Genomic DNA, 23541 nt, shown 5'->3' with positions numbered 1-23541 from the left:
AGCGGGGTAGGGCGTTGCAGCGACGGGCGGGGGCGGGCTGGGACGGGGGCGGGAGCGGGCGGCGGCGTCCGCCACCGGGCGGTCCGGCGGTGCGTCTGCCGGGCGGCGGGCGCGCACCGGGGGGGCCTCAGCCGCGGCGGCCGGCGAGCTTCCAGGCGGCGGGCAGCGCCCCCATGGCCAGGGCGGCCTTGAGCGCGTCGCCGACCAGGAACGGGACGAGGCCGGCCGCCGCGGCCTCGGGGAGTGCCATGCCGGTGGCGAGCGCCAGGTAGGGCACACCGAACGCGTAGATGATCGCGGAGCCGAGGACCATCGCACCTGCGGTGCGCGGGACGGAGCGGTCCGCGCCGCGCCGGGCGAGGGCGCCGACGACGGTGGCGGCGACCAGCATGCCGAGGATGTAGCCGAGGGACGGCATGGCCCAGCCGGAGGACGCCTCGGCGAACCACGGCATGCCGGCCATTCCGGCGAGGGCGTACAGCGCCAGGGAGAGGAAGCCGCGCCGCGCCCCGAGCGCGGTGCCGACGAGGAGGGCGGCGAAGGTCTGGCCCGTGACCGGGACCGGGGAGCCCGGCACGGCCACGGAGATCTGTGCGGCGGCTCCGGTGAGCGCGGCGCCTCCGGCGACCAGGGCCGCGTCCACCGCGGACTTGGCGCGCGAGGCGGGCAGCAGGTCGGCGAGGACCAGCCCCTGACGGGGGACAGAAGCGGCGGCAGTGCTCATGGGGACTCCGGATGCGAGGGCGGCGGTGACGTCCTTGTGGACATGGCGACGCTAACCCAGGTGTGAACGGCCGATCACCGTCAGCTCACGACAAAGCGCCGCTCGGGCCCGTGGTCGGGTTCGCATAACTCGGCCCGGGCAAGCACCGGGGGCGCGTGATGCTCGTCACCGAGGCGCTGACCGGGCAGGCCCGCGTCGAGTGGCGGGGGTGACATCTGCGCCCTGTGTCAGCATGGTGTCCGTATAGCGGGTACCGGTGCTCGGTGAGCGGTGGGCCCTCCAGACTGACGACCGCCCCATCCGCTCATGAACAGGCACTCCCATGGCCCCGACCCCGACATCCACGCCCGTCGGCAACCGAACCGGCGCGCCTCTCGCCCACGGCCTCAAGCAGCGCCATCTGTCGATGATCGCCCTGGGCGGTGTGATCGGCGCCGGGCTCTTCGTCGGCTCCGGCGCGGGCATCGCCGCCGCCGGCCCCTCCATCGTCGTCGCCTACGCGCTGTCCGGCCTGCTCGTCATGCTCGTGATGCGCATGCTGGGCGAGATGTCCGCGGCGAACCCGGCCTCCGGTTCCTTCTCCGTGCATGCGGAGCGGGCGCTGGGCCCGTGGGCGGGCTTCACCGCGGGCTGGTCCTTCTGGGTGCTGCTGTCCGTCGCCGTCGGCCTGGAAGGCATCGGCGCCGCGAAGATCGTCAGCGGCTGGCTGCCCGGCACCCCGGAGTGGGCCTGGGTCGCGCTGTTCATGCTGGTGTTCTGCGTCACCAACCTGGCCGCCGTGCGCAACTTCGGTGAGTTCGAGTTCTGGTTCGCCGCGCTCAAGGTCGGCGCGATCACGCTGTTCCTGATCCTCGGCGGCCTGGCCATCCTCGGAGTGCTGCCGGGGACGGAGGCGCCCGGTGCCGCCAACCTGACCGGCGACGGAGGGTTCCTGCCGAACGGGGCGGAGGGACTGGTCATCGGCCTGCTCGCGTCGATCTTCGCGTACGGCGGCCTGGAGACCGTCACCATCGCGGCGGCCGAGTCCGAGCACCCGGTCCAGGGCGTCGCCAAGGCCGTGCGTACGGCGATGTGGCGCATCGCGCTGTTCTACATCGGCTCGATGGCGGTCATCGTCACGCTGGTGCCGTGGGACGAACCGGACGTCGCCGACCCCGACAAGGGCCCCTACGTCACCGCACTGAGCCACCTGGGCATCCCGGGTGCCGGCCTGGTGATGCAGATCGTCGTACTGGTGGCGCTGCTGTCCGCGATGAACGCCAACATCTACGGCGCCTCGCGAATGGCGTACTCCCTGGTCGCCCGGGGCCAGGGCCCGAAGGCGATCGGCAGGGTGTCGGGCGGGGTGCCCCGGATCGCGGTGCTGGCCTCCTCCGCCTTCGGCTTCCTCTGCGTGCTGCTCAGCTACTGGCGGCCGGACGACGTCTTCCCGTGGCTGCTGAAGATGATCGGCGCGGTCATCCTCGTCGTCTGGCTGTTCATCGCGGTCTCGCAACTGGTGCTGCGGCGCCGCACGGAGCGCGAGGCCCCGGAGAAGCTCGTGGTGCGGATGTGGCTGTTCCCGGGGCTGACCTGGGTCGCCGTCGCGGGCATGCTCGCCGTCTTCGTCCTGATGCTGCGCGAGCCAGGCACCCGTGACCAGCTGATGGCGACCGGGGCGATGACGCTGGTGCTGGCCGCATCGGGCGCCGCGCTGCAGCGCAGGCGCAGGGCCGGGCACCCGGACGGAGACCCGGACGGGGACGGGCGCGGGGGCGCCGGCCGGGACCCGGACAGGGGCCCAGACGAGATCACTGACAGCAACACCGGCGGGAGCACCGGCGGGAACACCGAGCGGGAGTCGGCACCTGCGGGCGCCGCCGGGGACTGAGCGGGGCACGCCCCCGCGCGCAGGACCGCGCACCGGACCCCCGGGCCGCCCCAGGGCCCGGGGGTCCCGGCGTACCCGGAGTGCGGACATCCCGCGCCGGTTCCCGATCCGATCGCCTTGGGCGACGCCCGCACGGGGTACGGCCGGCGCTTCGGTCCCGAGGCCGGCCATCGTCACGATGTCGCCACGGACGTCCCGGCCCGACCGCGAGCGCCTGCGGCGCGCAAGCGCACGGCCCCACCGGGCGCACGGCCGGGCCGTCAGGAGAAGTCCGGGCCCTTCGTCCGGGTGCGCTTGATCTCGTAGAAGCCGGGAATCGACGCCACCATCAGCGTGCCGTCCCAGAGCCTGGCCGCCTCCTCGCCCTTGGGCGCCGGGGTGACGACCGGGCCGAAGAACGCGATCTGCTCCCCGTCCGCGCCCGGAACCGCGATGACCGGCGTACCGACGTCCTGGCCGACCTTGCCGATCCCCTCGCCGTGGGAGGCGCGCAGCTCGGCGTCGTAGGTGTCCGAGTCCGCGTAGTCCGCGAGCTCGGCCGGCAGGCCCACCGCGTCGAGAGCCTCCAGGACCACCTCGGGCTTGTTGCCGCGGCCCTCGTTGTGCATGCGGGTGCCGAGGGCGGTGTACAGCGGGCCCACGACCTCGTCGCCGTACTTCTGCTGGGCGGCGGTCACCACGCGTACCGGCCCCCAGGCGCGCTTCATGGAGCGGCGGTACTCCTCGGGGAGTTCGTCCAGCCTGTTCTCGTTGAGCACCGCCAGGCTCATGACGTGCCAGCGCACCTCCACCGGCCGCACCTTCTCCACCTCGAGCATCCAGCGCGAGGTCATCCAGGCCCAGGGGCACAACGGGTCGAACCAGAAGTCGGCGGGGGTCCTGCCGGTGTCGGACATGTCACTCCTCGTGCTCGTGCGCGGGGTCGCTCCCCTGGAAGCGAACACCGGAGCCCACCAGCCGCATTCCCCGATCCTCCCGGCGGCGGGCGCGTGCGAGGATCGGTCGTGCCCGAACGAGATGCGCAGGACGCGCAGGACGCACAGGACGCACAGGACGCGAAGGACGCGAAGGAGTGGACGTGCCCGGAGAGAATCTGTCCCGCGACGAGGCCCGCGCCCGGGCGGAGCTGCTGTCCGTCGACGGGTACGAGGTCTTCCTCGACCTGCGGTCGGCGACCGCGGAGAGTGAGGAGGCGCTGCCGCGGACGTTCCGTTCGGTCACCACGATCCGGTTCCGCCGCACCGGCGCGGGCGACGGCACTTTCGCCGACCTCGTCGCGCCTTCGGTGAACGCGGTGACGCTGAACGGCCGCCCGCTCGACCCGGCCGAGGTCTTCGACGGCTCACGGATCGCGTTGAGCGGACTGCGGGAGGAGAACGTCCTGGTGGTGGACGCGCAGTGTGCGTACAGCAGGACCGGGGAGGGCATGCACCGCTTCGTCGACCCCGAGGACGGCGAGGTCTATCTGTACACGCAGTACGAACCCGCCGACGCCCGGCGGGTCTTCGCCGACTTCGAGCAACCCGACCTGAAGGCGCCCTTCCGCTTCGAGGTCGCCGCGCCCGAGGGCTGGACGGTCTGGAGCAATGCCGCGGTCGCGTCGCGGGAGGGCGCGACCTGGCGGTTCGCCGAGACCACGCCGATCTCCACGTACATCACGGCCGTCGTGGCTGGCCCGTACCACTACGAGAGCGACCTCTACACCCGCGTCCTCGGCGACGGGCGGCTGCTGGAGATCCCGCTCGGCGCCCTGTGCCGCAAGGGGCTCGCCAAGCACTTCGACGCCGACGACGTCTTCCTCGTCACCAAGCAGGGCCTGGACTTCTTCCACGACCACTTCGACTACCCGTACCCGTTCGGGAAGTACGACCAGGCGTTCGTGCCCGAGTACAACCTCGGCGCGATGGAGAACCCGGGCTGTGTGACCTTCCGGGAGGAGTTCGTCTTCCGGGGCAAGGTGACGCAGGCGTCGTTCGAGCGCCGGGCGAACGTCATCCTGCACGAGATGGCGCACATGTGGTTCGGCGACCTGGTGACCATGCGGTGGTGGGACGACCTGTGGCTCAAGGAGTCGTTCGCCGACTTCATGGGCGCGCTCTCGCTCGTCGAGGCGACCCGCTTCCAAAACGGCTGGGTGACGTTCGCCAACAACCGCAAGGCGTGGGCGTACCGGGCCGACCAGCTTCCCTCCACGCATCCCGTCACCGCGGACATCCACGACCTGGAGGACGCCAAACTCAACTTCGACGGGATCACCTACGCCAAGGGCGCCTCGGTCCTGAAGCAGCTCGTGGCCTACGCGGGGCGCGAGGCGTTTATGGAGGGCGCGCGGCGGTACTTCAAGCGCCACGCCTACGGCAACACCAGCCTCGACGACCTGCTGGCGGTGCTCGAGGAGACCTCCGGGCGGGACATGAAGGCCTGGTCGCGTTCGTGGCTGGAGACCTCCGGCGTCAACACGCTGACGCCCCAGCTCATCTGTGACGCGGGCGACCGGATCACCGAGCTGGCCGTCGTCCAGGACGGCGGCGCAGCGCCCGGTGCCGCGGCCCCGGCCTCCCCCCGGCCCCACCGGGTGGCCGTCGGCCTGTACCGGCACGAGGGTGCCGAGCTGGTCCGCTACGCACGGGCCGAGGTGGACGTCAGCGGACCCCGGACGGTCGTGGCGGAGCTGGCGGGCCGCGAACGCCCGGCGATGGTGCTCGTCAACGACGACGACCTGACCTACTGCAAGGTCCGTTTCGACGAAGGGTCGCTGGACACCCTGCGGGGCCACCTCGGGTCGGTCGCGGACCCGCTGGCGCGGGCCGTGTGCTGGTCGGCGCTGTGGAACCTGACGCGCGACGCGCTGATGCCGGCCCGGGACTTCATCGGACTCGTCCTGGACTTCGCCGGTCGGGAGTCGGACATCGGCGTGCTGCAGACGGTGCACGCGTGGACGCGCACCGCGCTCGTCCACTACGCCGCGCCCGAGTGGCGCGCGGAGGGCGGGCGACGGCTGTCGGAGGGGGCGCTGCGCGAGCTGCGGCTCGCCGAGCCGGGCAGCCAGCACCAGCTGACCTGGGCGCGGTTCCTCGCGTCCGCGGCGGCCACGGACGCGGATCTCCAGCTCCTCCAGGGGCTGCTGGACGGTACCGCGAAGATCGACGGGCTGGAGGTGGACCAGGAGCTGCGGTGGGCGTTCCTGGAGCCGCTCGCCTCGCACGGGGTGGCCGACGAGTCGGCGATCGGCGCGGAGCTGGCGCGGGACGACACCGCGTCCGGCAGGCGCCACCAGGTGCGCTGCCTGGCGGCCCGGCCCTCCGGGGCGGTCAAGGACCAGGCATGGGCGCAGGTCGTCGAGTCGGAGGCACTGTCGAACGCACTGGTGGAGGCGGTGATTTCGGGCTTCGCCCAGGCGTCGCAGCGGGAGCTGCTCGCACCGTACGCCGAGAGGTACTTCGCGGCGATCGAACGGGTCTGGGCGGAACGGTCGATCCAGATCGGCATGGAAGTGGTCCGCGGTCTGTTCCCCGCGCTCCAGGACGACGAGGCCACCCTGCGGGCGACGGACGCGTGGCTCGGCTCCCACCCGGACGCGCCCGGGGCGCTGCGCCGGCTGGTGCTCGAGTCCCGGGACGACCTCGCCCGGGCCCTGCGGGCCCAGTCCTGCGACGCGGCGGCCGGCTGACGGCCCGAACCCCCGGGCGCCGGCCCCGCCCCCGCCGGGTCCGCGACACGCGGTGGGCGCGACCGGCGGATCCGCGACCGGCGGCGGGGTGCGACGGGTCCGGCCCCGCCCCCGCGCCCACCGCGCGGCGCGACCGGTCGGGGCGCGGAGGGGCCGGAGAGGCCGGAGAGGCCGGAGAGGCCGGAGAGGCCGGAGAGGCCGGAAGGGCGCGGCAGAACTGATCGGCCGTCGAACTCCCGTACTTTAGGACGGTGATGTCCTGAATTGTCGACGGCTGTGTAACAGCGGTTAGGGACCTGCCGCCGTGAGGGAATCTGCGGGACATGAACCACAACACCCCCATCTCCCCCCGTCCGTTGAGCGACCTCTCCGATGTACGGCGCCGCGTGCTGTCGGGCGCGCAGCTGCGCGCCCGGGGCGTGACCGCCGAGCAGGCCGCCGAGCGGTGCGGCCCCGGCGGCCCCTGGCAGCAGATCCTGCCGGGTGTGTTCCTGCTGCACCCGGGAACGCCCACCAGCGAGGAACGGCTGCACGCCGCGGTGGCGTACGCGGGCCGGCCCGGCGCGGGCGAGGCCATGGTGACGGGGCCGGCGGCGCTCGCGCTGCACCGGTTCGCCTCCGCGCCGTCCCTGACGGCGCTCGAGCGGATCGATGTGCTGGTGCCGCATACCCGGCGGCTGCGCTCGGTGGGCTGCGCCCGGCTGATCCGCACTCAGGCGCTGCCGGCTCCGGACGTGGTGACGGGACTGCCCGTCGCCCCGGTGGAGCGCGCGCTGGCCGACACGGTCGCCCGGCTGGGCGAGCCGGCGGCGGTGCGCCGGCTGCTGACCGAAGCCGTGAGCGGCGGCCACTGCGAACCTGGGTCCGTGGTGGCCGAGTTGACGCGTGCCCGGCTGCTGTCCCGCCCCCATGTGGTGAGCGCCGTCGACAGCCTCCTCGCCGAAGGGCGTGCGGTCGCCGAGGGGCGCCTCTACGACCTGGTGCGGATGTACGGGGTTCCCGACCCGGTGTGGAACGTGGTCCTGCGCCTGCCCGGCGGGCCGCGTCTGGGCGGTGTCGACGCCTACTGGCCCGACGAGGCCGTCGCCGTCGAGCTGGGCACCCGCGCGGCGCGCGCCGCGTCCGCCCATGACGGGCCGGGCGCGGACCCGCGGCGGTCGGCGTCCGGCCGCCGGGGGGAGTTGGAGCGCCTCGGGATCACGGTCGTCCGGATCGCGCCGCGCGACCTGCGGGACGCCCCCGTGCAGCAGGCCATGGTGCTGCGTGCGGCTCTGACGGCCTGCCGCGACCGGGAACCGGCGCCGTATGTCGTCGTACTCCCCCGTTAGGGCGGGTTGCCCGGCCGCGCTGCCGGCCAGAGAGCTCCGGCCGGCGCCGCATCCGCCGGTCGGCCCGGGGAGCCGTCCGCTCCCGAACGGCCGGGGGGCCGGATCGACCGGATAGGCACCCCTTTGTTCCGCACGGCGCGTGTTCCGCCACTGGCGGATTTCCGCCACGAACACATCACACCTCGGTCAACACTCCACAAAGCTGCGTCACTTGCGAAAGGCTGAGCGGTCATCCGGTACCGAATTCCGGACCTCACTTTCACCCACACAGGGATGCTGATGACAACCCTCGAGTCGCAGGGCTCCATAACCGGGCCAAGACGCGTGGCACGTATCGCCGCCGCCGCAGGCCTCGTGGCCGCGCTGGTGGCCACCGGCGCCGCCCCCTCCTTCGCGGCCACCTCGGTGGACGATCCGGCCGGCGGCCCGGTCAAGACCGCCGAGAAGCCGACCGACAAGCTCGGCGAGGCCGACGCCCGGCTCCTCGCCGAAGCCGAGGCGAAGGGCCAGAAGACCGTCACCGTGATGGTCGCCACCGTTCCCGGTCAGACCGAGCAGGTCGCCGGTCAGCTGGACGCCGTCCCGGGCGCCGTCGTCGGCCGGCAGGACGACAAGCTCGGCTACGTACGGGCCACCCTCCCCACCGGCAGGGCGAAGAGCGCCCTCGGCAAGGCCGGTGAACTCGACACGGTCCAGGGGATGGACCTCCAGCGCGAGATCAAACTGGACGATCCGAGGCCGGACGCGGGCGCCGGGGGTACCGCCTCCGCCGCCTCGGCATCGGCCGCCTACCCCGGGCCGGGCAAGAAGACCAAGGCGAAGAACCCGTACAACCCGTCCCACGAGACGGGTGCCGTGGAGTTCGTCGAGGACCACCCGCGGGCCGACGGCCGCGGCGTGACCATCGGCATCCTCGACTCCGGGGTCGACCTCGGCCACCCGGCCCTGCAGAAGACCACCACCGGCGAGCGCAAGATCGTCGACTGGGTGACCGCGACCGACCCGGCCACCGACGGCGACGGCACCTGGCGGCGGATGGACACCGGGGTGACCGGTCCCGTGTTCACCGTGGGGGACCGCAGCTGGAAGGCGCCGGCCGGCGCACACCGGTTCAGCGTCTTCGAGGAGCGGGCCACCCTCGGCGGCGACATGGCCGGGGACCTGAACCGCGACGGCGACACCACCGACACGTGGGGCATCCTGTACGACGCCGCCGCCGGTACGGTCCGCGTCGACCTGGACGACGACGCCGACTTCACCAACGACGTCGCGATGAAGCCGTACAAGGACGGCCACCAGTTCGGGTACTTCGGCACCGACGACCCCGCCACCGAGATCGCCGAGCGCATCCCGTTCGTGGTGGAGATCCGCAAGGACGTCGAGTTCGAGGCAGGGAAGTTCTCCGACTACGTCAACATCGGCGTCGTCGAGGGCTCGCACGGCACCCATGTGGCCGGTATCGCCGCCGCCAACGGCCTGTTCGGCGGCCGGATGAGCGGAGCGGCGCCCGGCGCCAAGCTGGTGTCGTCGCGCGCCTGCACCTGGACCGGCGGCTGCACCAACATCGCACTGCTCGAGGGCATGCGGGACCTGGTCGTCGACCGGGGTGTGGACATCGTCAACATGTCCATCGGCGGTCTGCCCGCGCTGAACTACGACGACAGCGAGCGCGGCGACGACGCCGACAACGCGCGCGCCCTGCTCTACAACCGCCTGATCGACACCTACGGCGTCCAGCTGGTCATCTCGGCCGGCAACTCGGGCCCCGGTGTCAACACGATCGGCGACCCCGCCCTGGCCAACAAGGTCGTCTCGGTCGGCGCGGCCGTCTCCCGCAGCACCTGGGCCGCCAACTACGGCTCGCAGGTGGCCAAGCGGTACAACATGTTCAACTTCTCCTCCCGCGGCCCGACGGAGAACGGCGGCTTCACGCCGACGGTCACCGCACCCGGCGCGTCGATCAACACGATCCCGACCTGGCAGGCGGGCGCCCCGGTGCCCGAGACCGGCTACCGCCTCCCCGCGGGCTACGGCATGCTGAACGGCACGTCGATGGCCGCGCCGCAGGCGACCGGCGCCGGTGCGCTGCTCATCTCCGCCGCCAAGCAGCGCTCTGCCACGCTCTCCCCGCTCACCCTGCGGACCGCGCTGACCAGCACCGCCAAGCGGATCCCCGGAGTGCAGGCACACGAGCAGGGTGCGGGTCTGATCGACGTCGAGGAGGCGTGGGAGTCCATCAGGGACGGCGCCACCGCCCACTCGTACACGGTCAAGGCGCCGGTCGACACCGCGCTCGACCACCTGCTGAAGCCGGAGGCCGGCTTCGGAGCGGGCGTCTACGACCGCGACGGCGGGCTGAAGCCGGGCCAGCGCAGGACATACGACGTCACCATCACACGCACGAGCGGCCCGAACCGGCCGATCGAGCACGAGCTGGACCTCCGCAACAACGACGGCACGTTCCGTATCGTCGGCGACGACGAGGTGGACCTGCCGCTGAACCAGCCGGTCACCGTGAAGGTGCAGGCCAAGGCCGGCTCCACCGGTGTGCACAGCGCCATCCTGGAGCTGGACGACCAGCGCACCGAGGGCGTCGACAAGCAGATCCTCACCACCGTGGTCGCCTCCAGCGAGCTGGTGAAGCCCGGCTACTCCCACTCCGCCGAGGGGTCGGTGCAGCGCAACAGCTTCACGTCCCACTTCGTCACGGTGCCGGAGGGCGCCAGGACACTGGAGGTCGCGCTCGGCGGTCTCGCCGCGGGCAGCCAGACCCGGTTCATCTCGATCCACCCCTACGGCGTGGCCGTCGAGAGCACCTCGTCCACGGTCTGCTACGCGAACTACGACAATCCGGCCGACACCTGCCGGCCGGACGTGCGCTCCTATGCCGACCCGCAGCCGGGCGTCTGGGAGATCGAGGTCGAGTCGCGGCGCACCTCCCCGATGCTGGACAACCCGTTCACACTGGACGTCACCCTGCTCGGCGCCTCCTTCGACCCGGCGGTGAAGACCCTGCCGGAGGCGGAGGCCGGCACGCCCGCGGCGGTCGACTGGCAGGTCACCAATGACGCGGCCGCGCTGGAGGGCAGGCTGAAGGGCGGCTCGCTCGGCTCCGCGATGACGGCGGCGCCGACCATCGCTCAGGACGAGCGCCAGGTGTCCACGGTCACCATCGGCACCGGCGTCGAGCGGCTGGACGTGGTCATCGGGAACACCTCCGACAAGAGCGCCGACCTGGACCTCGCGGTCCTCAAGGACGGCCGTCTGGTCGGCCAGTCCGCGGACGGCGACTCCGAGGAGTCGGTGTCCCTGGCCAACCCGGCAGCGGGCACGTACACGATCCTCGTCGACGGCTACGCGGTGGCGCCCGGCGGCACCACGTACGACTACAAGGACGTGTACTTCTCGTCCGCGCTCGGCACCGTCGAGGTCGACGAGTCCGCGACGGTCTCGCTGGCCAACGGCGCGAGCGCGCAGGTCTCCGCCGAGGTGGTGGTCGGCGGTTCCGCACCGGAGGGCCGCCGGTTCTTCGGCGAGGTCCGGCTGGTGAACGCGCGCGGCACTGCGGCGGGCACCGGCAGCGTGGTGATCGAGAAGGTCGTGCCGTAGCGGTCCGACGCGGTCACGGGGGCGGGCGGCCGGCGGGCCGCCCGCCCTCCGCGCATCCGGGCGGCGCCTCGCGTGTGAGGAAGGCCATGCCTCCCGCCCCTCGGACAAGGGATTGGACAAAACGGCCGTGGACAGACGCATCATGGAAGGCGTCCAGGCCAGCAGGCCGGGCAGGCTGCACAAGCGTACGGAGGAGTCCCCGTGAAGGTCGGAATCGTCGGAGCCACCGGGCAGGTCGGCACGGTCATGCGCAGGATCCTCGCCGAGCGGAAGTTCCCGGCCGACGAACTGCGGCTGTTCGCGTCCGCCAGGTCCGCGGGATCCACGATCGAGTGGCAGGACCGGGAGATCACCGTCGAGGACGCCGCCACCGCCGACTACTCCGGCCTGGACATCGTGCTCTTCTCGGCCGGCGGCGCGACCTCCCGCGCCCTGGCCGAGAAGGTCGCCGCCCAGGGCCCCGTCGTGATCGACAACTCCTCCGCCTGGCGCCGGGACCCCGAGGTGCCGCTGGTCGTCTCGGAGGTGAACCCGCACGCGGTCAAGGACCGCCCGAAGGGGATCATCGCCAACCCGAACTGCACGACCATGGCCGCCATGCCCGTGCTGAAGCCGCTCCACCGGGAAGCCGGGCTCACCGCGCTGGTCGCCACCACGTACCAGGCGGTCTCCGGCTCCGGCCTCGCCGGTGTCGCCGAGCTCGACGGCCAGGTGAAGGCCGTCGCCGAGCGGGCCGCCGAGCTGACCCACGACGGCGCGGCCGTCGTCTACCCGGAGCCGGCCGTCTACCAGCGCCCCATCGCCTTCAACGTGCTGCCGCTGGCCGGTTCGATCGTCGACGACGGCTCCCACGAGACCGACGAGGAGCAGAAGCTCCGCCACGAGTCGCGCAAGATCCTGGAGATCCCGGATCTCAGGGTCTGTGGCACCTGCGTCCGCGTCCCCGTGTTCTCCGGGCACTCACTGCAGGTCAACGCGCGCTTCGAGCGTCCGCTGAGCGTGGAGCGGGCGCGCGCGCTGCTGGCGGAAGCGGAGGGCGTCGAGCTGTCCGACATCCCGACCCCGCTGCAGGCCGCGGGCAGGGACGCCTCCTACGTCGGCCGCATCAGGGGCGACGAGACCGTCGAGAACGGCCTGGCCCTGTTCGTCTCGAACGACAACCTGCGCAAGGGTGCCGCGCTGAACGCGGTCCAGATCGCCGAGCTGGTGGCGGACGAGCTCAGGGGCTGATCCGCCCGGGGCCGCCGCGGGGCGGGGTCGCGTGCCGAGCGCACGGGGCCCCGCCCCGCCGTCGCACCGGCCCCAGCCCCGGCCCCGGCCCACCGCCGGTGCGCCACCCGCCCTCGGGGGAGTCCGCCCCGCCGCCACGCAGGCCCCGCCGCGCCCTCGCGCGCCACCCGCCCCCGGGGCCCCGCCCCGCCGGAGCCCGCCCGGTGGGGAGAGCTCCCGGGGGACCGGCGGGCCGCGGGGGGCCCGTGGAAGGATGAGCCGGAACGTCGCATACCGAGGACGCAGAAGCGAGGAGATGACCGGGTGCCTGGCACAAACCTGACCCGCGAAGAGGCACAGGCGCGGGCGCGCCTGATCACCGTTGACTCGTATGAGATCGACCTCGATCTCACCGGGGCGCAGGAGGGCGGCACCTACCGGTCCGCGACCACCGTGCGCTTCGACTCCGCCGAGCACGGCGCGGAGACCTTCATCGACCTGGTGGCTCCCGCGGTGCACGAGGTGGTGCTGAACGGCCACCCGCAGGACGTGGCCGCGGTCTTCCGGGACTCGCGGATCGCCCTGCGGCACCTGCACGAGGGCCCGAACGAGCTGACCGTCGTCGCGGACTGCGCCTACACCAACACGGGCGAGGGCCTGCACCGGTTCGTCGACCCGGTGGACCAGCAGACCTACCTCTACACCCAGTTCGAGGTGCCGGACGCCCGCCGGGTGTTCGCCAACTTCGAGCAGCCCGACCTGAAGGCCGCGTTCCGGTTCACCGTGAAGGCGCCGGAGGGCTGGAGCGTGGTCTCCAACTCACCGACGCCCGAGCCCGAGGACAACGTCTGGCGCTTCGAGCCGACCCCCCGGATCTCCACATACATCACCGCCCTGATCGTCGGTCCGTACCACTGCGTCCACAGCTCCTACGAGAAGGACGGGCAGAGCGTCCCGCTCGGCATCTACTGCCGCCCGTCGCTGGCCGAGTTCCTGGACGCCGACGCGATCTTCGAGGTCACCCGGCAGGGCTTCGACTGGTTCCAGGAGAAGTTCGACTACGCCTACCCGTTCGCCAAGTACGACCAGCTCTTCGTACCGGAGTTCAACGCGGGCGCGATGGAGAACGCGGGCGCGGTGACCATCCGCGACCAGTACGTGTTCCGCTCGAAGGTGACGGACGCGGCGTACGAGACGCGCGCCGAGACCATCCTGCACGAACTGGCGCACATGTGGTTCGGCGACCTGGTCACCATGGAGTGGTGGAACGACCTCTGGCTGAACGAGTCGTTCGCCACCTACACGTCGGTCGCCTGCCAGGCGCACGCGCCCGGCTCGAGGTGGCCGCACGCGTGGACGACGTTCGCCAACTCGATGAAGACCTGGGCGTACCGGCAGGACCAGCTCCCGTCCACGCACCCGATCATGGCCGAGATCGGCGACCTGGACGACGTACTCGTCAACTTCGACGGGATCACGTACGCCAAGGGCGCCTCGGTGCTCAAACAGCTCGTCGCCTATGTCGGCACCGACGAGTTCTTCCGCGGCGTACAGGCGTACTTCGAACGGCACGCCTTCGGGAACACCCGGCTGACCGATCTGCTGACCGCGCTGGAGGAGACCAGCGGACGCGATCTGAAGACCTGGTCCAGGGCCTGGCTGGAGACCGCGGGCATCAACGTGCTGCGGCCGGTGGTGGACACCGACGCGGCCGGGACGATCACCTCGTTCGCGGTGAAGCAGGAGGCGCCGGCGCTGCCGCCGGGCGCGAAGGGCGAGCCGGTGCTGCGCCCGCACCGCATCGCGATCGGCGCCTACGATCTGGACGAGGCCGGGCGGCTGGTGCGCACCGGCCGCGTCGAGCTGGACGTCGACGGCGAGTTCACCGCGGTGCCGGAGCTCGTCGGCAAGCCCCGCCCGGCGGTGGTGCTGCTCAACGACGACGACCTGACGTACACCAAGGTCCGCCTCGACGAGGAGTCACTCAAGACGGTCACCGAGCACCTGGGCGACTTCACCGACTCGCTGCCGCGGGCCCTGTGCTGGGCCTCGGCGTGGGACATGACCCGCGACGGCGAGCTGCCGGCCCGCGACTACCTGGCGCTGGTGCTGTCGGGCATCGGCAAGGAGTCGGACATCGGCGTGGTGCAGTCGCTGCACCGGCAGGTGAAGCTCGCCCTCGACCTGTACGCGGCGCCCCAGTGGCGCGAGACGGGGCTCACCCGGTGGACGGAGGCGACACTGGCGCATCTGCGCGCCGCGGAGCCCGGCAGCGACCACCAGCTGGCGTGGGCGAGGGCGTTCGCGGCGACCGCGCGCACCCCGCAGCAGCTGGACCTGCTGCAGGCGCTGCTGGAGGGCCGGGACTCGATCGGGGGTCTGGCCGTGGACACGGAGCTGCGCTGGGCGTTCCTGGAGCGGCTGGCGGCGACCGGGGTCTACGGCGAGGAGGAGATCGCCGCCGAGCTGGAGCGGGACCGCACGGCCGCCGGTGAGCGGCACGCGGCGACGGCCCGGGCGGCCCGTCCGACGCCGGAGGCCAAGGCCGAGGCCTGGGAGTCGGTCGTCGAGTCCGGCGAGCTGCCGAACGCGGTGCAGGAGGCGGTGATCGGCGGGTTCGTCCAGACCGACCAGCGCGCGCTGCTGGCCCCGTACGCGGAGAAGTACTTCGCGGCGGTCGGGGGTGTATGGGAGTCGCGTTCCCATGAGATCGCCCAGCAGATCGCGGTGGGTCTCTACCCGGCGCTCCAGGTGTCGGACCAGACGCTGGACGCGACGGACGCGTGGCTGGACTCGGCCGAACCGGGCGCCGCGCTGCGCCGGCTGGTCCTCGAGTCCCGCGCCGGTGTCGAGCGGGCCCTGAAGGCCCGCGCGGCGGACGCGGCGGCGTCCTGACCCGCGGGGCGGCGAGCCCCGCACGGCGTACCGGAGGGCGTACCGGGACCATCGGGTCCGGGGCGCCCTCGCGCGTTTTGCCGGGCCCCTTCAGTTCGGCGGTCCGCCCGGGGTGCGACCGGGCGTCGGCGGCCGGGCGTACGCCCGAGCCCTCGGCGCCGTGGCACTGCCGCCGCCGGATCCTGCCGCCGCCGGATCCGCCCCGCCCCGGCCGGTGCCGATCGCCCCGGCTCGGTCAGGGCGGCCGGCCGGTGCCGGAACGCCTCACCGGGTTTGGAACGCCCCACCGGGTGCCGCCGCCGTCGCGCGTCTGCGGATCGGGGTCCCGGACGGGCGATCGGCTGACAAGCACTCAAGCGTCGGCGCGGCCGGGTCGAAAAACGGTGATGTGATCATCATCGACCGGATGGGAGTGCCCATGCGACTGTTTGCGCGCCGCGCGGTCGCCGCTCTGCTGCTCGCCGCGGCCGCGGCAGCCCCCGGAGCGGCGGCGGAGGCGGATACGGAGGGGCCGGTCCCCGCCCCGCTGTACCGGTCGTCCGAGCCGGTGAAGGGCAGCTACATCGTCTCGCTCCGGGAGGGCGCCGAGCCGGCCGCGGTCGCCGGGGACGCGGGGGTGAAGCCCCGATACACCTACGAACGGGCCATGCGCGGGTTCTCCGCGACGCTGAACGCGGCCCAGCTGGCGGCCTTGCGGCTCGCACCGGGCGTGGCGGCCGTGGAGGAGGACGCGCGGGCCTCCGCGCGTCGGTTCCCCCGGGAGCCGCATGTCCCGTCCGCGGACGCGCTCCCCGGCCCGGGCGTCGCCGCGGCGTTCCGCCGGCAGGCCGCGAGCTGGGGACTGGACCGCGCCGACCAGCGGGTGCTGCCGCTCGACGGGCGGTTCACCGCGACGTCCACGGGCTGGGGCGTCACCGTCTACGTCGTCGACACCGGGATCGACTACGGTCACAGCGAGTTCGGCGGCCGCGCCGTGGCCGGGTTCGACGCCATCGGCGACGGCCGCCGCGGCCAGGACTGCGAGGGCCACGGCACCCATGTCGCGGGGACCGTGGCGGGGGCGGTGTACGGGGTGGCTCCGCAGGCCCATGTGGTCAGCGTCCGGGTGCTCGACTGCGAGGGCGAGGGCGCCTGGTCCATGATCATCGCGGGCCTCGACTGGGTGGCGGGGAACGCCCGGCACCCCGCCGTGCTGAACGCCTCGCTCGGGGGTCCCCCGTCCCCCTCCGCCAACGCCGCCGCCCGGGCCGTCTTCGACAGCGGGGTGCTGCCGGTCGTCGCGGCGGGCAACTCCGCGGAGGACGCGTGCGCCGTCTCGCCCGCGAGTGCCCCGGGCGTCATCACGGTCGGTGCGACCGACAGGTCGGACGCCGAGACCGACTTCAGCAACTACGGCCGGTGCCTCCGGCTGTACGCACCGGGCAGCGACATCGTCTCCGCGCGGATGGGCGGTGGCACCACCTCGATGAACGGCACCTCGATGGCGGCACCGCATGTGGCCGGCGTCGCCGCGCTCTTCAAGGCGGCCCATCCCGCGGCCGGCCCCCGGGAGGTCGCCGACTGGCTCGTCGCACAGTCCACGAAGAACGTCGTGAGAAGCATCTCCCGGGGCTCACCGAACCGGCTCCTGTTCACCGGCGGACTGTGATTCCTCCCCTTCCTCAAGCCAAGGGGCGGGGATTCCCGGCTCACATCGGCCGGGGCGTCCTCAAAGGCAGCAGGTGAGCGGTCCGCCGTCGCCCGCTCCGCGGGGGCCGCCTCGCGGTGGGCGGAGGAGTGCGGGCCGTCCGCCCGGGATGCCGGCGGCCCGCGCCCATCGGTTCGGCCCGGCCGAACGGCCCGGCGAACGGGGGAACAGCCCGGCCCGCGTGGAAGCGAGGGGTCGGGGGTGCGAGCGCGGCGGTGGGGCGGGGGTGCGCGGCGGCACGGAGGGGCCGGGCCGTCGAGCGGGAGACCACAGAGCGGTGGCCGCGGTGGCGGTGGCCGCGGGCCCCGGAACACCGCAATGCCCGGCCGCGCCCGGAGGACCACGCGAGGGCGCCGCACGGCGGGCGTCCCGTACGAAGACCGTGCGGGGGAGCCGGGTGCGGCGCCGCGTGCCGGGCCCGCAGTCCCGGGCCCCGCACCGGGGTCAGGCCTGCTTCCCGCCGGACCGGTCGGACTTGTCGAGGACCATCACCAGGCCGGCGATCAGCGCGAACAGCGCGATCGGCGCCACGACGAACAGGCCGATCGTCTCGGCCGCGCTCAGACCGGCACCCGGGTCGTCGCCGTCGTCGCGGGTCAGCGCGAGCGCAGGAGACGACATGAGCAGCATCATCAGCGCCGTACCGGCCGCGACGGCGCCGGCGCGCAGGGCGTTCTTCTTGTCCACGGTGCCAACGTAGCGAACGGCTAGGACGGCCGCGCATCCGGGGTGCCCGTACGGCGGGCGGGCGCCGGCCGGAACACGTCCATGAGCGCATGCAGCCTCGGCGAGGCGGCCAGGTCGTCCAGGGTCGTCGGGCGGCCTGCGGCGTCCGCGACGGGCAGCCGCCAGTTCGGGTACTGGTCCCAGGTGCCGGGCAGGTTCTGCGGACGGCGGTCCCCCACGGCGTCCGGCAGCCAGACGCCGACCATGCGGGCCGGGGTCCGGAGCAGGAACCGGTACACCGCACGGATCCCGCCCTCCTCGTCGTGGGTGCCCTCCGGCAGCAGACCGAGCCGGGCCAGACAGGCATGCCATTCGGCCACCTCGGCCGCGTCCTCCCAGCGCTCCCTTTCCAGCGGCCTGGCGAGCAGGCCCAGCCGGTGGCGCAACGCCACGTGCTCGCCCGTGAGGCGGGCGGCGGTGGACGGAAGGTCGTGGGTGGTGGCGGTGGCCACACAGCCCTCGCGCCAGTCCTCGGGCGGCAGCGGCCGGCCGCCACCGGCCCAGTCCCGTTCGAACCAGAGGACGGACGTGCCGAGCACCCCCCGGCGCGACAGCGCCTCGCGCACCCCGGGCTCGACGGTGCCGAGGTCCTCCCCTATGACGACCGCCCCGGCGCGGCGGGCCTCCAGCACCAGGACGGCGAGCATCGCCTCGGCGTCGTAGCGGACGTATGTGCCTTCGGCGGGCTGGGCCCCGACGGGCACCCACCAGAGCCGGAACAGGCCCATGACGTGGTCGAGGCGCAGCGCGCCCGCATGCCGCAGGAGTCCGCGGAGCAGCGCCCGGAAGGGGGCGTAGCCGGAGGCGGCGAGCATGTCGGGCCGCCAGGGCGGCAGACCCCAGTCCTGGCCGCGGGCGTTGAACGCGTCGGGCGGGGCGCCCACCGACATGCCCGCGGCGAACGCGTCCTGCTGGGCCCAGGCGTCCGCGCCGTCCGGGTGCACGCCGATCGCGAGGTCGTGCACGATCCCGACGGCCATCCCGGCGCCGCGGGCCGCCTCCGCGGCCGCCGCCAGCTGCCCGTCGGTCAGCCAGGCGAGCCGGCAGTGGAAGTCGACGCGGTCCATGAGGTCCCCGCGGGCACGGGCCGTCTCCGGGGAGCGCGGGTCGCGCAGGCCCTCGGGCCAGGCGTGCCAGTCGGAGCCGTGGATCTCGGCGAGGGCGCACCAGGTGGCGTGCTCGTCCAGCGCCCGGCCGCCCTCGGCCAGATAGGCGCAGTACGCGGCCCGGCGGCCGGGGCCGAGCGGAACCCGCACCACCAGTTCCAGCGCCCGGGCCTTGAGCCGCCACACGGCGTCGCGGTCGATCAGCGCGCCCTTCTCCAGAACCGAGGCGCGCAGTTCGGCGGCCTCCTTCAGGACGGCGTCCAGCCGGTGCCGGTCCCGGCCGGTGACGTACGCGTACTCGGGGATGTCCTCGATCCGCAGATGCACGGGATCGGGGAACCGGCGCGAGGAGGGGCGGTAGGGGGACGGGTCGGTCGGCCGGCCGGGCACGGCCGCGTGCAGCGGGTTGACCTGCACGAATCCCGATCCGATGGTGTGGCCGGCCCAGGACGCCAGTTCGGCGAGGTCACCGAGGTCGCCCATGCCCCAGGAGCGGCGGGACAGCAGCGAGTACAGCTGCACCAGGAAGCCGTGGACCCGTTCGGCGGGCCGGTGCACGGCATCGGGGGCGACGACGAGCGCGGCGCTGCCGGTGCGCCCGCCGCTCGTCCGCACGGTGAGCCGGTGCACCCCGGGGGGCAGTTCGGGCCAGCGGGGCGCGGCGGGCGGCCCACCCCCGGCGGGGGGACGCCCTCCGGCGACGGGACGCTCCCCGGCCGCGGAGCCCTGCGTCTCGGCGGCAGGGCGCTCCCCGGCGGGTGCGCGGCCGGACTGCCCGGCCCGTGTGCCGCCGGGCTCCGCCGCGGATGCGCGGGGGATCGGTTCGCGCCATTCGAGCAGGCCGCCGCCCTCGAGGTCCACACGCACGCGGGAGTCGGGCGGGACGGGGACGGGCGGCGGCCCGGTGGCGGGGAGCCATGCGACCACGGTCGGCGGGAGCAGCCGCTCCCCGGCGGCGGACTCGGCCGCCGCGAGGGCGGCGCGGACCGCTTCCGGCGTGGCGGCGTCCACACCGAGGGCGGCGAGCACCGTGACGACCGTGGAGTCGGGGACGGGCACGGTGACGCCCTCCGAGGGCGAGTACGTGGTGGCGACACCGTGCAGCGCGGCCAGCCGGGCCAGGCCCATTCAGACTCCTGGGGACTCCGAGCCTCCGGCGTCGCCGGTGGCGGTGGGTTCGCTGGTGAGGGGGGCGGCGTCGACGAGAGGGGGCTCGCTGGTGAGCGGCGGTGCGGCGGCGAGCGGCGGCTCGCTGGTGAGCGGACCGGCGACGGGGAGCGGGGCCCCGCCGGTCAGGGGCGGAACGGAGGTCAGCGGCGGCCCGCTGGTCAACGGGCCGAGAACCTGTTTGGACAGGGCGGGGAGCAGAAGCTGTGCGGGTGCGGCCACGAAGGGCCTCCTCACAATGGGCAACAGGACATTCGGAGCCCTACCCACTGGGCACGGCCGCAGACGTACACCTCTCGTCAACGTGTTCCGTGTCACATTCTGCTTCACGCGCGGGAGTTGGAGGGGTGGGCGCCGGCTCTCAGCGCGCCGATGGGCAAATACGACACAACCGTCAGCCGCATTGACACCTTCACCACAGCGGTGGTGGGCTCGGTTCCGGTTCACGGGGGCACGGTGAGTCGAGGGGAGACCGGACGTGCGGTTCGGGCGCAGGAAGCAGACGGCGACCGCCGTCGCCGTCGCCGTGATCGGCGGGCTGCTCGGTACGGCTCCCGGGGCCCTCGCCGCCCCGGAGGTACCGGGTACGACCACTGCGGCCCACCCCGACCGGAAGACCGCCGGAGCCCCCCCGCAGGTCTGGCCCCGCCCCCAGACGCTCACCACCACCGGCCCCGCCGTGCCGCTGGGTGAGGACGTGACGCTGCTCGCGGCCGAGGACGCCGACCCGTACGCCGTCCGGACCGTGCGCGAGTCGCTGCGCGCCGCCGGGGTCCGGACCGTCCACACGGAGCTGCCCGGCCGCGGCCCGCTGCTCCGTCTCGGCGGAACCGGAGCACTTGAGGCGCTGCGCGCCCTGCGGGTACCCGAACGCGCCGATCTGCCCCGGGGCGGCTACCGGATCGGCACCGGCCGGGTCGCGGGACGCGACACCGTCGCCGTGGACGGAGTCGGCGCGGACGGCCTCTTCCACGGCGCCCAGACACTGCGGCAGCTCGTCGTCGACCGCACCGTGCCCGGTGTGGTCGTACGGGACTGGCCGGGCACGGCGGTACGCGGGGTGGCCGAGGGCTTCTACGGCCGGCCGTGGAGCCATCAGCAGCGGCTGGCGCAGCTCGACTTCATGGGCCGCACCAAACAGAACCGCTACCTCTACGCACCGGGCGACGACGCGTTCCGGCAGGCCCGCTGGCGCGATCCGTACCCCGCGGCGCAGCGCGCCGAGTTCCGCGAGCTGGCCGAGCGGGCCCGGCGCAACCATGTGACGCTCGCCTGGGCCGTCGCCCCCGCCCAGTCCATGTGCCTGGCCTCCGACGACGACGTGAAGGCGCTCAAGCGCAAGATCGACGCGATGTGGGCACTCGGTGTGCGGGCCTTCCAGCTGGAGTTCCAGGACGTCAGCTACAGCGAGTGGCACTGCGACCGGGACCCCGGCGCCTTCGGTTCCGGACCGGGCGCCGCGGCCAAGGCGCACGCCAGGGTCGCCGGGGAGATCGCCGGGCACCTCGCCGAACGCCACCCCGGCGCGGAGCCGCTGACGGTGATGCCCACGGAGTTCTACCAGGACGGCAGGACCGAGTACCGCACCGCGCTCGCCGAACTGCTGGACCCCGGCGTCCAGGTCGCCTGGACAGGGGTCGGGGTCGTCCCGCGCACCATCACCGGACGGGAACTCGCCGGAGCCCGGCAGGTGTTCGGCCGCCCGATGGTCACCATGGACAACTACCCCGTCAACGACTACGCGCAGGGCCGCATCTTCCTCGGGCCCTATACCGGACGGGAGCCGGCCGTCGCCTCCGGTTCCGCGGCGCTGCTCGCCAACGCCATGGAGCAGCCGACCGTGTCCCGGATCCCGCTGTTCACGGCCGCCGACTACGCCTGGAACCCGAAGGGCTACCGGCCCCAGGAGTCCTGGAGCGCGGCGATGGACGACCTCGCGGCCGGCGACCCGCGGACCCGGGAGGCGCTGGGCGCGCTCGCCGGGAACCACTCCTCGTCCATCCTCGGCTCCACCGAGTCCGCGTACCTCCAGCCCCTGATGGCCGAGTTCTGGCGTGCGCGCACCACCGACGACGCCAAGGCGGGGGACGACGCGGCGCGGCGGCTGCGGGCGGCGTTCACCGTGATGCGGGAGGCCCCGGAGCACCTGTCCCCGCTCGGCGCCGAGGTCGGTCCCTGGCTGGACCAGCTGGCACGCTACGGCACCGCCGGAGAACTCGCCGTCGACCTGCTGCAGGCCCAGGCGCGCGGCGACGGCGAGACGGCCTGGCGGGCGTCGCTGGCGCTCGCCCCCGTGCGCACCGGGATCGGCGAGGGGAAGGTGACGGTCGGCAAGGGCGTGCTCGACCCCTTCCTCGACCGGGTGGCGAAGGAGTCCGCGGCGTGGACGGGCGCCGACCGGCAGCCGGGCGCGGCGACCACCAGCGGCGACAGCTACACGATCCGGCTGGACCGCGCCCGTCCCGTGGAGGCCGTGACCGCGATGACCGAACCCGGTCCTGAGGGCGCCACGGGCACGCTGGAGGCGCATGTACCCGGCCAGGGCTGGCGGACGCTCGGCGGGCTCGCGGCCTCCGGCTGGACCCAGAGCCGCCTGCGGGGACTGCGCGCGGACGCCCTGCGCATCACCGGGGCGCCGGCGGCGAACGCCGTGCACGCGCTGGTGCCGTGGTTCGCCGACGAGCCCCGGGCCCGGCTCGCCCTCGACCGGGGCGAGCTGGACGCGCCGATCGGCGGCGGCCCGCAGCGCACCGAGGCGTACGTCGCCGCCCAGCGGCCCGACGAGGTGCGCGGCACGCTCACCGCCGAGGCGCCCGAGGGCATCACGGTGGCCGTGCCGAAGGAGGTCCGGGCGCCCCGCGGCCGGCATACCGCCGTGCCCGTCGAGGTGACGGTGCCGCAGGGGACCCCGGCGGGCGAGTACGAGGTGCCCTTCGCCTTCGGAGGGGAGGAGAGCACGCTGACCGTACGGGCCTACCCCGCAACCGGCGGCCCCGACCTGCTCCGTACGGCCGCGGCGTCGTCCTCGGGCGACGAGACCCCCGACTTCCCGGCGTCCGCCGCGACCGACGGCGACCCCGGCACCCGCTGGTCCTCCCCCGCGGAGGACGGCGCCTGGTGGCAGGCGGAGCTTCCCCGGCCGGTCCGGCTGGGCCAGGTGGTCCTGCACTGGCAGGACGCGCACGCCTCGCGCTACCGCATCCAGGTCTCGGCCGACGGGCGCAGCTGGCGCACGGCCGCGACCGTCCGCGACGGCAGGGGCGGCCGCGAGTCGGTCCGCCTGGACGCGCCGGGAACCCGCTTCGTCCGGGTGCAGGGGGACGCGCGGGCGACGCGCTTCGGCTACTCGCTGTGGTCGGTCGAGGGCTACGCGGTGTCGGAGCAGCGGGAGGACGGCGCCGAGCCCTGACCACCCCGGCGGCCGGCGGCCTCCCGGCGGTCCGCGGCGCCCGGCGCGCACGAGCGGCTCCCGTCCCCCCGTCCCCCCGGCCCGCCGGGGGGACGGGGGAGCGGCCCGGCGGACGGAGCGCGCACATGACAGAGGCCCGGA

Annotated in this window: 13 protein-coding genes; 8 read left to right on the top strand and 5 right to left on the bottom strand. The window is 73.8% G+C overall.

The genetic code is table 11. The features are described 5' to 3' along the window. Positions 1–127: 127 nt before the first annotated feature. On the bottom strand, positions 128–724 hold the full coding sequence (locus SCWH03_RS01350) for a biotin transporter BioY (RefSeq protein ID WP_173260720.1): 597 nt from the start codon (positions 722–724) through the stop codon (positions 128–130). A 322-nt stretch (positions 725–1046) separates the two neighbouring features. On the opposite strand from SCWH03_RS01350, the gene SCWH03_RS01345 reads away from it, so the two are divergent. Then, entirely contained in the window at positions 1047–2594 is a 1548-nt protein-coding gene (locus tag SCWH03_RS01345; RefSeq protein WP_254076491.1) for an amino acid permease, read from the top strand. Between the two features lie 260 nt (positions 2595–2854). Here SCWH03_RS01345 and SCWH03_RS01340 read toward each other — a convergent pair whose 3' ends face one another. Beyond that, positions 2855–3490 (bottom strand): mycothiol-dependent nitroreductase Rv2466c family protein, encoded by a 636-nt coding sequence (locus SCWH03_RS01340; protein ID WP_173260718.1) that lies wholly within the window; start codon positions 3488–3490, stop codon positions 2855–2857. A 182-nt stretch (positions 3491–3672) separates the two neighbouring features. On the opposite strand from SCWH03_RS01340, the gene pepN (SCWH03_RS01335) reads away from it, so the two are divergent. The 6 genes from pepN (SCWH03_RS01335) to SCWH03_RS01310 all read left to right on the top strand — a co-directional run bounded on the left by pepN (SCWH03_RS01335) (position 3673) and on the right by SCWH03_RS01310 (position 16953). After that, positions 3673–6264, top strand: a complete 2592-nt coding sequence (gene pepN / locus SCWH03_RS01335; protein ID WP_173260715.1) for an aminopeptidase N — start codon at positions 3673–3675, stop codon at positions 6262–6264. A 323-nt stretch (positions 6265–6587) separates the two neighbouring features. Next, positions 6588–7592, top strand: a complete 1005-nt coding sequence (locus SCWH03_RS01330; protein WP_173260713.1) for a hypothetical protein — start codon at positions 6588–6590, stop codon at positions 7590–7592. A 279-nt stretch (positions 7593–7871) separates the two neighbouring features. Further along, the gene (locus SCWH03_RS01325) at positions 7872–11201 is read left to right on the top strand and encodes a S8 family serine peptidase (RefSeq protein ID WP_173260712.1); all 3330 of its coding nucleotides are present in this window, start codon (positions 7872–7874) and stop codon (positions 11199–11201) included. A 201-nt stretch (positions 11202–11402) separates the two neighbouring features. Next, positions 11403–12431 carry an aspartate-semialdehyde dehydrogenase gene (locus tag SCWH03_RS01320; protein ID WP_173260710.1) on the top strand — a complete coding sequence of 343 codons (1029 nt, stop codon included), beginning with the start codon at positions 11403–11405 and terminating at the stop codon, positions 12429–12431. Positions 12432–12734: 303 nt separating this feature from the next. Beyond that, entirely contained in the window at positions 12735–15305 is a 2571-nt protein-coding gene (gene pepN, locus SCWH03_RS01315; protein ID WP_173260709.1) for an aminopeptidase N, read from the top strand. A 418-nt stretch (positions 15306–15723) separates the two neighbouring features. Beyond that, on the top strand, positions 15724–16953 hold the full coding sequence (locus SCWH03_RS01310; protein WP_173260708.1) for a S8 family peptidase: 1230 nt from the start codon (positions 15724–15726) through the stop codon (positions 16951–16953). A gap of 483 nt (positions 16954–17436) precedes the next feature. On the opposite strand, the gene SCWH03_RS01305 is transcribed toward SCWH03_RS01310, so the two are convergent. The 3 genes from SCWH03_RS01305 to SCWH03_RS01295 are packed head-to-tail and all read right to left on the bottom strand — an operon-like array spanning position 17437 to position 20213. After that, positions 17437–17679, bottom strand: coding sequence for a hypothetical protein (locus SCWH03_RS01305; RefSeq protein ID WP_173260707.1), 243 nt, complete (start codon positions 17677–17679; stop codon positions 17437–17439). Positions 17680–17699: 20 nt separating this feature from the next. Further along, the gene (gene malQ / locus SCWH03_RS01300) at positions 17700–19952 is read right to left on the bottom strand and encodes a 4-alpha-glucanotransferase (RefSeq protein ID WP_173260703.1); all 2253 of its coding nucleotides are present in this window, start codon (positions 19950–19952) and stop codon (positions 17700–17702) included. After that, a complete protein-coding gene (locus tag SCWH03_RS01295) occupies positions 19953–20213 on the bottom strand; it encodes a hypothetical protein (RefSeq protein ID WP_173260700.1) in 261 nt (86 codons plus the stop codon). It abuts the gene before it with no gap. A gap of 256 nt (positions 20214–20469) precedes the next feature. Between SCWH03_RS01295 and SCWH03_RS01290 the strand changes: the two genes are divergently transcribed. Continuing rightward, entirely contained in the window at positions 20470–23400 is a 2931-nt protein-coding gene (locus tag SCWH03_RS01290) for a glycoside hydrolase family 84 protein (protein ID WP_173260698.1), read from the top strand. Positions 23401–23541: the final 141 nt, after the last annotated feature.

It is taken from the genome of Streptomyces pacificus (assembly GCF_011766325.1).
Taxonomy (GTDB): Bacteria; Actinomycetota; Actinomycetes; order Streptomycetales; family Streptomycetaceae; genus Streptomyces; species Streptomyces pacificus.
This window is presented reverse-complemented; position numbering and strand designations above follow the sequence as displayed.

Bases quoted from the DNA above. Each gene is read 5' to 3' on its own strand.
- SCWH03_RS01350 (WP_173260720.1), bottom strand. From the start codon at position 724: ATGAGCACTGCCGCCGCTTCTGTCCCCCGTCAGGGGCTGGTCCTCGCC.
- SCWH03_RS01345 (WP_254076491.1), top strand. From the start codon at position 1,047: ATGGCCCCGACCCCGACATCCACGCCCGTCGGCAACCGAACCGGCGCG.
- SCWH03_RS01340 (WP_173260718.1), bottom strand. From the start codon at position 3,490: ATGTCCGACACCGGCAGGACCCCCGCCGACTTCTGGTTCGACCCGTTG.
- SCWH03_RS01330 (WP_173260713.1), top strand. From the start codon at position 6,588: ATGAACCACAACACCCCCATCTCCCCCCGTCCGTTGAGCGACCTCTCC.
- SCWH03_RS01325 (WP_173260712.1), top strand. From the start codon at position 7,872: ATGACAACCCTCGAGTCGCAGGGCTCCATAACCGGGCCAAGACGCGTG.
- SCWH03_RS01310 (WP_173260708.1), top strand. From the start codon at position 15,724: ATGCGACTGTTTGCGCGCCGCGCGGTCGCCGCTCTGCTGCTCGCCGCG.
- malQ (WP_173260703.1), bottom strand. From the start codon at position 19,952: ATGGGCCTGGCCCGGCTGGCCGCGCTGCACGGTGTCGCCACCACGTAC.